This window comes from Streptomyces sp. NPDC002825 (assembly GCF_040295385.1).
Lineage (GTDB): Bacteria > Actinomycetota > Actinomycetes > Streptomycetales > Streptomycetaceae > Streptomyces.
On the sequence record NZ_JBEOVH010000020.1, the window covers coordinates 132,455 to 143,885 of the forward strand.

Annotated in this window: 9 protein-coding genes; 2 read left to right on the forward strand and 7 right to left on the reverse strand. The window is 71.3% G+C overall.

Annotation, left to right across the window (positions count from 1 at the left end; translation table 11 throughout):
• Positions 1-541: 541 nt before the first annotated feature.
• Positions 542-1,870 (reverse strand): class I SAM-dependent RNA methyltransferase, encoded by a 1,329-nt coding sequence (locus ABT041_RS24495; RefSeq protein WP_351187799.1) that lies wholly within the window; start codon positions 1,868-1,870, stop codon positions 542-544.
• 84 nt (positions 1,871-1,954) lie between these two features.
• Positions 1,955-4,006: an APC family permease gene (locus ABT041_RS24500; protein ID WP_351187801.1), complete on the reverse strand. Its 2,052-nt coding sequence runs from the start codon at positions 4,004-4,006 to the stop codon at positions 1,955-1,957.
• 233 nt (positions 4,007-4,239) lie between these two features.
• On the opposite strand from ABT041_RS24500, the gene ABT041_RS24505 reads away from it, so the two are divergent.
• Together ABT041_RS24505 and ABT041_RS24510 are read left to right on the forward strand one after the other, a co-directional pair.
• Complete coding sequence (locus tag ABT041_RS24505; protein WP_351187803.1) at positions 4,240-4,908, forward strand: potassium channel family protein; 669 nt, start codon at positions 4,240-4,242, stop codon at positions 4,906-4,908.
• Positions 4,908-5,585: a potassium channel family protein gene (locus tag ABT041_RS24510; protein WP_351187805.1), complete on the forward strand. Its 678-nt coding sequence runs from the start codon at positions 4,908-4,910 to the stop codon at positions 5,583-5,585. The genes ABT041_RS24505 and ABT041_RS24510 overlap by 1 nt, the downstream gene beginning before the upstream one ends.
• A 158-nt stretch (positions 5,586-5,743) precedes the next feature.
• Here the strand turns inward: ABT041_RS24510 and ABT041_RS24515 are convergent, their stop codons facing one another.
• The 5 genes from ABT041_RS24515 to ABT041_RS24535 all read right to left on the reverse strand — a co-directional run bounded on the left by ABT041_RS24515 (position 5,744) and on the right by ABT041_RS24535 (position 11,288).
• Complete coding sequence (locus ABT041_RS24515; protein ID WP_351187807.1) at positions 5,744-6,493, reverse strand: DUF3159 domain-containing protein; 750 nt, start codon at positions 6,491-6,493, stop codon at positions 5,744-5,746.
• 3 nt (positions 6,494-6,496) lie between these two features.
• On the reverse strand, positions 6,497-6,895 hold the full coding sequence (locus tag ABT041_RS24520) for an OB-fold nucleic acid binding domain-containing protein (RefSeq protein ID WP_078953761.1): 399 nt from the start codon (positions 6,893-6,895) through the stop codon (positions 6,497-6,499).
• Between the two features lie 68 nt (positions 6,896-6,963).
• Positions 6,964-7,650, reverse strand: a complete 687-nt coding sequence (locus ABT041_RS24525) for a response regulator (RefSeq protein WP_351187809.1) — start codon at positions 7,648-7,650, stop codon at positions 6,964-6,966.
• A gap of 261 nt (positions 7,651-7,911) precedes the next feature.
• Entirely contained in the window at positions 7,912-10,458 is a 2,547-nt protein-coding gene (locus ABT041_RS24530; protein WP_351187811.1) for a DUF4118 domain-containing protein, read from the reverse strand.
• Positions 10,459-10,559: 101 nt separating this feature from the next.
• The gene (locus tag ABT041_RS24535; protein WP_351187813.1) at positions 10,560-11,288 is read right to left on the reverse strand and encodes an ABC transporter ATP-binding protein; all 729 of its coding nucleotides are present in this window, start codon (positions 11,286-11,288) and stop codon (positions 10,560-10,562) included.
• Between the last annotated feature and the right edge of the window lie 143 nt (positions 11,289-11,431).

Sequence of the window (11,431 nt, forward strand, 5' to 3'; positions counted from 1 at the left end):
GAACTGCCCGTCCACAGAGCGCTGCCCCGCAGATCCGAGTTATGCCGGTGGGCGCCTCTGGAGAGGTGGTACGGGCGGGGTTCGAGGGCGGGGCGCGGCGCAACCGCGTACGCCGGCGCCACGGGCAGCGATGTCCGCCACGCACTCTCCTACACCTCACCACCGGCCGAGCCCGAAACAGTGTGGCGCGCGTTGGGCGGTTTGAGCTCCTTGCCTGCGGACGGCCCTTTCAGCTCGCTCGATGCCGGCCATGGACCTCTTCCAGGTCCCGAGGCTGCCCCGGGCTCCCCCGTTTGAAAGGCGTAGGGGTCGCCGGCCGGGAGCCCGGCGAAAGCGGGTCGGGGTGCACCGATACCGCTCGCCGACCCCGGAAACAGCCCGGCGAGCCCGCTGCCTTCCCGGGCAGGCTGCCCACCCAGCACGAGCTGCCCCATCAGCAGGTGGCGCCCCATCAGAGCGAGCGTCACGCGCGCCATCTCAGCGTCACGACATCGCCCGTAACGCCCACACGGCACACACCGCGCACCCGAAAAACCCCAGGTCAGGCGTCCTTCTTCACCGGCTCCAGAATCGCCACGCACTCCACGTGGTGCGTCATCGGAAACAGGTCGAACGCCCGCAGCGTCCTGACCTTGTAGCCGCGTTCCGCGAAGTAGGCGAGGTCTCGGGCCAGGGCTGCCGGGTCGCAGGCCACGTAGGCGATGCGGCGGGCGCCGAGGCCGGCCAGGTGGTGGACCGTCTGCTTGCCGGCGCCCGCGCGGGGCGGGTCCAGGACGATGAGGTCGACCTCGGTGATGCCGGTGCGCGGGAGGACGGACTCGACCTTGCCCTGTTCGATGCGGACGCGCGGGAAGCCGGCCAGGTTGTGGCGGGCGTCCTCGACCGCGCGCTTGCCGGACTCGATGCCGAGGACCGCGCCCTGGTCGCCGACGCGGTCGGCGAGGGCGCCCGCGAAGAGGCCGACGCCGCAGTAGAGGTCGAGGGCCGTCTCGCCCTTGCGGGGGGTGAGGCCCTGCATGACGGCGAGCATGAGGGTCTGCGCGGCCTTCGGGTGGACCTGCCAGAAGCCGCCGCTGCCGACGCGGTAGGTGCGCTCGTCGGCGCGCTCGCGGACGAAGGCGCGGCCGTGGACGCGGTGGACCCCGCCGTCCTTCTCGTCGACGCGCATGACCGAGACCGGCTTGTCCAGCTCCACCAGGGGGAGGCGGGCGCCCGGGCGGGGGGTGAGGATGACCTGGCGGTCGTTCGAGCCGGAGGCCGCGATGGCCTCGATCGCCGCCATGCCCTCCCAGTTGCGCTTCTCGATGCCCAGCTCCGAGACGCCCTCCGCCGCGATCATGCAGTGGTCGATGATCTCGACCTCGTGCGAGCGGTGCTTGCGCAGGCCCGCGTGGCCCTCGGCGTCGACGGCGTACTGCACGCGGGTGCGCCACTGCGGGACCTCGCCCGCGGGGAGCTTGTCGCCCTCGGCCGGCATGACCGTGCCGTCCCAGCCCGCCTCCTCCGGGGTGAGCCCGGCCAGGCGCTGGAGCTGCTCCGCGATGACCTCGCCCTTGAGGCGGCGCTGGGCGCCGGGCTTGGCGTGCTGCCAGTCGCAGCCTCCGCACTTGCCGGGGCCGGCGAAGGGGCAGGGGGCCTCGACGCGGTCCTTGGAGGCGTCCAGGATCTCGATCGCGTCGGCGCGCAGGAAGCGGGAGGTCTCCTCGCCCTCGGTGACCCGCACCCGGACCCGCTCGCCGGGCAGCGCGTGGCGGACGAAGAGGACCCGGCCGGCTTCCGTACGGGCGATGCAGTGGCCGCCGTGGGCGACCGGGCCGACCTCTACCTCGTATTCCGCCCCGACCAGCGACGTAACAGGGGTGTTCTGCATGAGCGGGGACTCCAGGGAGAGAAGAAGGTGGGCTGTCGAGCGGACCTCGGTCCGACGGCAGCCCACCAGTCTAGTTGCTGTTTCTCAGTTGTTCTTTGCGGCCGGTTCCTTCTGGCGCTTCTCCACCGGGCCGCGGCGGACGGAGCCCGGGGCGTTCCACTCCTGGCGCTTCCTGGCCCGCTTCTTCGCGGCCTCGGAGGACTGGAGCTGGTACGGGACGGAGGTCACCATGACGCCCGGCGTGAAGAGCAGCCGGCCCTTGAGCCGCAGGGCGCTCTGGTTGTGCAGCAGGTGCTCGTACCAGTGGCCGACGACGTACTCGGGGATGTAGACGGAGACGGCGTCGCGCGGGCTCTCCTGCCGCAGGTTCTTGACGTACTCGATGACCGGGCGGGTGATTTCGCGGTACGGCGAGTCGAGGATCTTGAGCGGGACGTTGATGCCCCGCCGCTCCCACTCCTCCTTGAGCGCCTTGGTCTCGGCCGGGTCGACGTTGACGGTGAGCGCCTCGAGGTCGCCGGGGTGCATGAGCTTGGCGTACGCGAGGGCCCGCAGGGTGGGCTTGTGGAGCTTGGAGACGAGGACGAGCGAGCGGACCCGGGAGGGGCGCACGTACTCGTCGGGGCGTTCCTCGGCCGCGGCGATCTCGGCGGCCACGGAGTCGTAGTGACGGCGGATCGCGGTCATCGTCACGTAGAAGATCACCATGCCGAGCAGGGCCACCCAGGCGCCGTGCGTGAACTTGGTGGCGAGGACGACGACGAGGACGAGGCCGGTGAAGAAGGCGCCGAAGGCGTTGATCGCGCGGGAGCGGATCATGTGGCGGCGCTTGGCGGGGTCCTTCTCCGCCTTCAGGTGCCGGTTCCAGTGCCGGACCATGCCGATCTGGCTGAGCGTGAAGGAGACGAAGACGCCGACGATGTAGAGCTGGATCAGCCGGGTGGAGTCGGCGCCGTAGATCCAGACGAGGAGGGCGGCGGCGCCGGCGAGGAGCACGATGCCGTTGGAGAACGCGAGGCGGTCGCCGCGGGTGTGCAGCTGGCGCGGCAGGTAGCGGTCCTGGGCGAGGATCGAGCCGAGGAGCGGGAAGCCGTTGTACGCGGTGTTGGCGGCCAGGAAGAGGACGAGCGCGGTGGCGGCGGCGAGGACGATGAACAAGAACGTTCCGTCGCCGAAGACCGCGGCCGCGACCTGGGAGATCACCGGGTCCTGGACGTAGCTCGCGCCGAGCGGTACGCCGTTGTGCAGCAGGTCCTCGCCGGGGTTCTCGGCCATCCGGACGTCGGTGGCCATGGCCAGGAAGATGATGCCGCAGAACATGGTGACGGCCAGGCCGCCCATGAGGGCGAGCGTGGTGGCGGCGTTCTTCGACTTCGGTTTACGGAAGGCGGGGACACCGTTGGAGATGGCCTCGACGCCGGTGAGAGCGGCGCAGCCGGAGGAGAAGGCGCGCAGCAGCAGGAAGACCAGGGCGAACCCGGCGAGGCCCTGGTGCTCAGCCTTGATCTCGAAGCCGGCGGTGGGGGCCTTCATGGTGTCGTCGAGGACGAGGCCGCGCCAGGCGCCCCAGGCGATCATGATGAAGACGCCCGCGACGAAGACGTACGTCGGGATGGCGAAGAGGCTGCCCGATTCCTTCACGCCCCGGAGGTTCATGAGGGTGAGGAGGATGATGACCGCGATCGCCGAGGCGACCTTGTGCTCGACGACGAAGGGAACGGCCGAGCCGAGGTTCTCGATGCCCGAGGAGATCGACACGGCGACGGTCAGGACGTAGTCGACGAGCAGGGCGCTCGCGACGGTGAGTCCCGCTTTGGGTCCGAGGTTGGTGGTGGCGACCTCGTAGTCGCCGCCACCGCTCGGGTACGCGTGCACGTTCTGCCGGTACGAGGCGACCACCGTGAACATCAGGACGACGACCGCGAGCGCGATCCACGGGCTGAAGTGGTAGGCCGACAGTCCGGCGACGGAGAGGACGAGCAGCACCTCGCCCGGTGCGTACGCCACCGAGGACAGCGGGTCGGAGGCGAAGACGGGGAGGGCGATCCGCTTCGGGAGGAGGGTTTCCCCGAGCTTGTCGCTGCGCAGGGCCCGTCCGATCAGGATCCGTTTGGGCACGTCAGTCAGTTTTGACACGCGGAGGATCGTAAGCGTTGGGAATACGTCAAGACCACATCGCCCCCCGATCCCCACCGAATCTCCCTGCGCGGCACCTCGGATGCGTCACCGCCGGGGTTGCCGCTTAAGCTCGGACCGGGCGACCCGTCAGGGCGTCGCCCGCCACGGCCCGGGCCGATCGGGCGAGGAAAGTTGTGAGCAGGGTGTATTCGCAGGTCAGCAAGACGATCAGGAGTGCGGGGTAAGGGGACGTGCACATCGTCATCATGGGCTGCGGGCGAGTGGGAGCCGCTCTCGCGCAGACCCTCGAACAGCAGGGGCACACCGTCGCGGTCGTGGACCAGGACCCGACGGCTTTCCGCCGTCTGGGGTCGGGCTTCGGCGGTCGGCGGGTCACGGGCGTGGGCTTCGACCAGGACACGCTGCGTGAGGCCGGGATCGAGGAGGCCGGTGCCTTCGCCGCGGTGAGCAGCGGCGACAACTCCAACATCATCGCGGCGCGGGTCGCGCGCGAGATGTTCGGCATCGAGAACGTGGCGGCGCGGATCTACGACCCGCGTCGCGCCGAGGTCTACCAGCGCCTCGGGATCCCGACGGTCGCCACGGTCCGCTGGACCGCCGACCAGATGCTCCGCCGGCTGCTGCCCTCGGGCGCGGAGCCCCTGTGGCGCGACCCGAGCGGCGGCGTGCAGCTCGCCGAGGTGCACACCTCCCCGGCGTGGATCGGCCACAAGGTGAGCCGGCTGCAGGAGGAGACCGGCGTCCGCGTCGCCTTCCTCACCCGACTGGGCGAAGCGATTCTGCCGACCTCGCAGACGGTGCTCCAGGAAGGTGATCTGGTGCACGTGATGATGCGTACGGACGAGGTCGCGAAGGTCGAGGCGGCCTTCGCCGAGGGCCCCGAGGAGGGCGGTCACTGATGCGTGTCGCTATTGCGGGCGCGGGTGCGGTGGGCCGGTCCATCGCGGGCGAGCTCCTGGAGAACGGCCACGAGGTCCTCCTCGTCGACAAGGCCCCCACCGCCATCTCGGTGGAGCGGGTGCCGCAGGCGGAGTGGCTGCTCGCCGACGCCTGCGAGATCACCTCGCTGGACGAGGCGGCGCTCCAGCGCTGCAACGTGGTGATCGCGGCGACCGGTGACGACAAGGTCAACCTGGTCGTCTCGCTGCTCGCCAAGACCGAGTACGGCGTGCCGCGCGTGGTCGCCCGGGTGAACAACCCGAAGAACGAGTGGCTGTTCAACGAGGCCTGGGGCGTGGACGTGGCCGTCTCGACGCCGCGTCTGATGTCGGCCCTGGTCGAGGAGGCGGTGAGCGTCGGCGACCTGGTCCGGCTGCTGCGCTTCAGCCACGGCGACGCGAACCTGGTCGAGCTGACGCTTCCGCCTGAGTCGGCGGTCGCCGGCACCGCCGTCGGGGACGTGGCGTGGCCGCAGGACACCTCGCTGGTGACGATCATCCGCGGTTCGCGGGTGCTGACGCCGAGCGCCGAGGAGACCCTGGAGGCCGGCGACGAGCTGCTGTTCGTGGCCGCGCAGGCCCGTGAGGAGCAGCTGGAGGACCTCCTCCAGGTCCGCCGGGAGACCCCGGAGTCCTGATCGGGAGTGGTACGTGGAAGGGCCCGGACCTGACGAACAGGTCCGGGCCCTTCCCCGTACGTACCGCTGCACAGGCCGGGCCGCGAGCCTTCAGGGCCGGGGCGGGGCGTCCCCGTACCGTCCGGGCCTTCGAGGCCTCAGGGCGGGGCGTCCCCTCCTCAGGCCTCCGGGTGCCTCTGCGCCGCCGCGGCCGCCTTGCGCTCCTTCTCGGCGCGCTCCTCCGCCTCCATCTCGGCGAAGACGTCGATCGGCGCCGGGGCCTTCGCGAGGAACACCCAGGTGAGGTAGACGGCGAGCAGGAACGGCGGGATCTTCAGGGCGACCGAGACCCAGCCGAACTTGGTCGGGTCGGCCCACCAGTACAGCGGGAAGAGGATCGCGACCTTGGCGAGCAGGATCAGGCCCCAGGCCCAGCTGGCCTTCGTGTAGGCCTTCTTGCGGCCCGGGTTGCGGGTGCGCCAGGAGAGGTTCTCCTTGAAGACCGGGCCGAGGATCAGGCCGATCAGGGGCACTCCGGCGAGCGCGGTGATGATGTACGCCAGGGCGAGGCCGAGGGTGTAGAGCATGCCCGGCAGGTAGAAGTCCTTGGCGTTGCCCGTGATCATCGCGAAGACGACGCCGAACGCGACGCCGAAGACGCCGCTGAAGGCGTGCTTGACGGTGTCCCTGCGGATCAGCCGGACGGCGACCAGGACGAGCGAGACCGCGAGCGCGGCGATCGCCGAGACGTGCAGGTTCTTGTTGATCGTGAAGATCGTGACGAACAGCAGCCCGGGCATGACCGTCTCGATCATGCCCCGCACTCCGCCGAAGGCCTCGAAGAGCGCGGCCTCGGTCACGGCCTTGTCCGCCTGGGCGTCCTGGTCCGGGGTCGACCGGTCCGCGGTCGGCTTGTCGAGGGACGTCACCGGCTACTCCTGTCCGAGCGGTCGGAGCTCGTATTTGGGGTTGAAGAGGACCCGCCGGCCGTGGCTCATGGAGATGCGGCCGGAGGCGATCAGCTTGCGGCCGGGCTCGATGCCCACGATGGAACGGCGGCCGAGCCACACGACGTCGAGCGGTGCCGTGCCGTCGAAGAGCTCGGCCTCCAGCGCGGGCACACCGGCCCGGGGACGCAGCGTGACCGTGCGCAAGGTACCAGTCACCTTGACTATCTGGCGGTCGGAGCAGTCGCTGATGCGCGTGCACCCCGAGGCGTCGGCATCCTCCTGGAGCTCCTCCGACTCCAGGTCCTCCGGGGAGGAGGAGAGCCGGTCGAGCATCCGGCGGAACCGTCCGGCCGGCTTCTCTGTACGTGGTGCAGCGCTCATACAGAAAGCGTACCGGCCGGGGCTGTCACCGGAAGCGGCCCGGGCCACCCGTCCGTACGGCTGCCGTTTCAGCGTTCGAAGCGGTACCCCATGCCCGGTTCGGTGACGAAGTGGCGCGGGTGCGAGGGGTCGGTCTCCAGCTTGCGGCGGAGCTGGGCCATGTAGACCCGGAGGTAGTTGGTCTCCGTGCCGTACGAGGGTCCCCAGACCTCCTGGAGGAGCTGCTTCTGGCTGACGAGCCGGCCGCTGTTGCGGACGAGGACCTCCAGGAGGTGCCACTCGGTCGGGGTGAGCCGGACGTCCCGCCCGTCGCGGTGGACCTTCTTGGCGGCGAGGTCGACGGTGAAGCCCTCGGTCTCGACCACGACGACATCGTCCTCGGCGCCGCCGACCGGCTCGGCACGGCGCACGGCGGCGCGCAGCCGGGCGAGCAGCTCGTCCATGCCGAAGGGCTTGGTGACGTAGTCGTCGGCGCCCGCGTCGAGCGCCTCGACCTTCTCGTCGGAGGTCTGCCGGGCGGAGAGGACCAGGATCGGCACCCTCGTCCAGCCGCGCAGGCCCTTGATGACCTCGACGCCGTCCATGTCGGGCAGTCCGAGGTCGAGGACGACGACGTCGGGGTGGCGTTCGGCGGCGAGCCGGAGGGCGGTGGCGCCGTCGGGCGCGGCGTCGACCTCGTACTTCCGCGCCTTCAGGTTGATCACCAGGGCGCGGACGATCTGCGGCTCGTCGTCGACCACGAGGACCCGGGTCATGGAGGGGGCCTGCTTTCTTCGTTGTGTCGGGGAGTACGTACGGATTCAAGTACGGATCGGGTACGGAATCGAGTACGGCTGCGGATTCGGGTACTGGTACCGATTCGGGTAGCCGATTCGGGCACTGGTACCGATTCGGGTACGGATCCGATTCGGGTACGGAGCCGATTCGGGTACGGATCCGATTCGGCTACGGGTACGGATGCGAGTACGGGTACGGGGCGCGTGGCGGGCCCTGGTGCGGGCCCTCCCCCCGCGGGCTCAGGTCACGGCGTGGGCCGGGAGCTCGGCTGCCGGGTCCCGCGGCGCGGTCGGCGCGGCCCGCAGCGTGAGCACCATGGTGAGGCCGCCGCCGGGCGTGTCCTCGGCGCCGAGCGTTCCGCCCATGGCCTCGACGAAGCCGCGGGCGACCGCGAGGCCGAGGCCGACGCCTGAGCCGCGCGGGGCGTCGCCGAAGCGCTGGAAGGGCTCGAAGATGCCGTCCTTGGCCTCGTCGGGAACGCCGGGGCCGCGGTCCACGACGCGCAGCTCGACCCGGTCGCCGAGCGCGCTGGCGGCGACGGCGACGGGCAAGCCCTCGGGGCTGTACTTCACGGCGTTCTCGACGATGTTGGCGACCGCCCGCTCCAGGAGGCCCTTGTCGACCTCGACCATGGGGAGCGTCTCGGGGATGTCGAGCTCGGCGCTGCCGTCCGGGACTCCGCCGAGGGCCATGGGGACGACCTCGTCGAGGTCGACGGCCCGGATCAGCGGCGTGACGGTGCCGGTCTGGAGGCGGGACATGTCGAGGAGGTTGCCGACGAGGTGGTCGAGGCGGTCGGCGCCGCCCTCGATGCCCTCCAGGAGCTCGGCCCGGTCCTCCTCGGACCATTCGACGTCGTCGGAGCGGAGCGAGGAGACGGAGGCCTTGATGCTCGCGAGCGGGGTCCGCAGGTCGTGGCTGACGGCGGCGAGCAGGGACGTGCGGATCTTGTTGCCCTCGGCCAGCTTCCGGGCCTCCTCCGCCTCGCCGACGAGGCGCTGCCGGTCGAGGACGACCGCGGCCTGGGCGGCGAAGGCGCCGAGGACCCGCCGGTCCTCCGCGGGCAGCACGCGGCCCGACAGGGCGAGGGCCAGGTGGTCGCCGACGGGCATGTCGACGTCCGCGTCCTCGGGCCGGACCGCCGGGTGGGGGCCGACGCTCGCGGCCCGCGTCCAGGGCTCGACCCCGTCCGTGCGCTCCAGGAGGGCGACCGACTCCATGGAGAAGGTCTCCCGGACCCGTTCCAGGAGGGCCTCCAGGCTCGTCTCGCCGCGCAGCACGCTGCCGGCGAGGTGGGAGAGCACCTCGGACTCGGCCCGCAGCCGGGCGGCCTGGTGGGTGCGCCGGGCGGCCAGGTCGACGACGGAGGCGACCGACATCGCGACGCCGAAGAACACGGCGATGGCGACGATGTTCAGGGGGTCGGCGATGGTCAGCCGGTGGAGGGGCGGGGTGAAGAACCAGTTCAGGAGGAGGGAGCCGACGGCCGCCGAGGCGAGCGCCGGCAGGAACCCGCCGAGGAGTGCCGCGCCGACCGTCAGGGCGAGGAAGAGCAGCATGTCGTTGGCGAGGCCGAGGTCGGCGTCGATGTGCGTGAGGAGCAGCGCGAGGCCGACGGGGCCGGCGACGCCGACGAGCCAGCCGCCGAGGATCCGGGAGCGCCCGAGACGGGCCCCGCGCGCGACCGGCAGGCCGCGGCCCTTGGCGACCTCCTCGTGGGTGACGATGTGGACGTCGAGGTCGGGTCCTGAGTCGCGGGCCACGGTCTGGCCGACGCCGGGGCCGAGCACGTACTGCCAGGTCCGGCGGCGGCTGGAGCCGAGGACGATCTGGGTGGCGTTGACCCCGCGGGCGAATTCCAGGAGTGCGGAGGGGATGTCGTCGCCTATGACGTGGTGAAACGTTCCGCCGAGGTCCTCGACGAGGGTGCGCTGGACGGCCAGCTCCTTCGGGGACGCCGAGGTGAGGCCGTCGCTGCGGGAGATGTAGACGGCCAGGACCTCGCCGCCCGCGCCCTTCTCGGCGAGCCGGGTGGCCCGCCGTATGAGGGTGCGGCCCTCGGGGCCGCCGGTCAGACCGACGACGATGCGCTCCCTGGCCTGCCAGGTGGAGCGGATGTTGTGCTCGCCCCGGTACTGCCGTAGGTACTCGTCGACCCGGTCGGCGGTCCAGAGCAGGGCCAGCTCACGCAGGGCCGTGAGGTTGCCGGGGCGGAAGTAGTTGGAGAGGGCCGCGTCGACCTTGTCCGGGGTGTAGACGTTGCCGTGGGCCATCCGGCGCCGCAAAGCCTCCGGCGACATGTCGACCAGCTCGATCTGGTCCGCCCGGCGCACCACCTCGTCGGGGACGGTCTCCTGCTGCCGTACGCCGGTGATCGCCTCGACGACGTCGCCGAGGGACTCCAGGTGCTGGATGTTGAGGGTGGACACGACGTCGATGCCGGCCGCGAGGAGTTCGGCGACGTCCTGCCACCGCTTGGGGTTGCGGGAACCCGGCACGTTCGTGTGGGCGAGCTCGTCGACGAGGGCGACCGCGGGACGGCGGGCGAGGACGGCGTCGACGTCCATCTCGGGGAAGGTGGTCCCCCGGTACTCCAGGATGCGGCGCGGGACCTTCTCCAGGCCGCGCAGCATCACCTCCGTACGCGGCCGTCCGTGGTGCTCCACGAAGGCCACCACGCAGTCGGTGCCGCGCTCCACCCGGCGGTGCCCCTCGGCGAGCATCGCGTACGTCTTGCCGACGCCCGGCGCAGCGCCGAGGTAGATCCGAAGCTTGCCGCGTCCCATGGCTCGACCATACGTCCAGCGAATCGGACATTCCGCACGCGGGCGGCGGCCCGGGACGGTATTGACGTGATCCTGATCCCGTGACCGCCCCGGCCGCCGGCTCAGTGCTCGATGATCTCGCCGTCGCTCAGCTCCAGGACACGGTCGGCCAGGCCCAGGAGCTGGGGGTCGTGCGTGGCGACCAGGGCCGTGCAGCCCTCGCTGCGGACCACGGCGCGCAGCAGCTGCATGACGGCGAGCCCGGTCTCCGCGTCCAGCTGGCCCGTCGGCTCGTCGGCTATCAGCAGCGCCGGCTTGTTGGCGAGGGCGCGGGCGATGGCGACGCGCTGCTGCTGCCCGCCGGAGAGCTCTCCGGGCCGCTGGTTCGCGTGGTCGGCTAGGCCCACGAGGCCGAGCATCAGGGCGACCCGCTCCTCGCGCTCCACGGGGTCCGCCTTGCGCAGCCGCAGGGGCACGCCCACGTTCTCGGCGGCGGAGAGGATCGGGAGCAGCCCGAAGGACTGGAAGATGAAGCCGATCCGGTCGCGGCGCAGTTCCAGGAGCCCGTTCTCGCCGAGCGTGGAGAGGTCGGTGCCGTCGATGACGATCCGGCCCCCGTCGGGGGTGTCGAGGCCGCCCACGAGGTTCAGCAGGGTCGTCTTGCCGGAGCCCGAGCGGCCCTTGAGGGCGACGAGCTCGCCGCGCGGGACGTCGAAGGAGACCCCGCGCAGGGCGTGGACGGCGGCCTCGCCCGTGCCGTACGAGCGGCGCAGGCCCTCGACGCGGACCATCGGCCGGCCGGCCGGGTCCTCGACGACGGCCGTGGCGGACCCGGTGCTGCTCTCACTCACGCTGTTCTCCCCCTCCTCGAACATGTGCGCCGTCAGTATGGTCCGCGGCCGGGCCGGAGGGCCAGAGCCGCGGCCCGGACCTGTGGAAAACGGCCGGTGGCTCCCCACGCTGCATGCAGCTGCCGGTCCAGTCGCAGAGCACC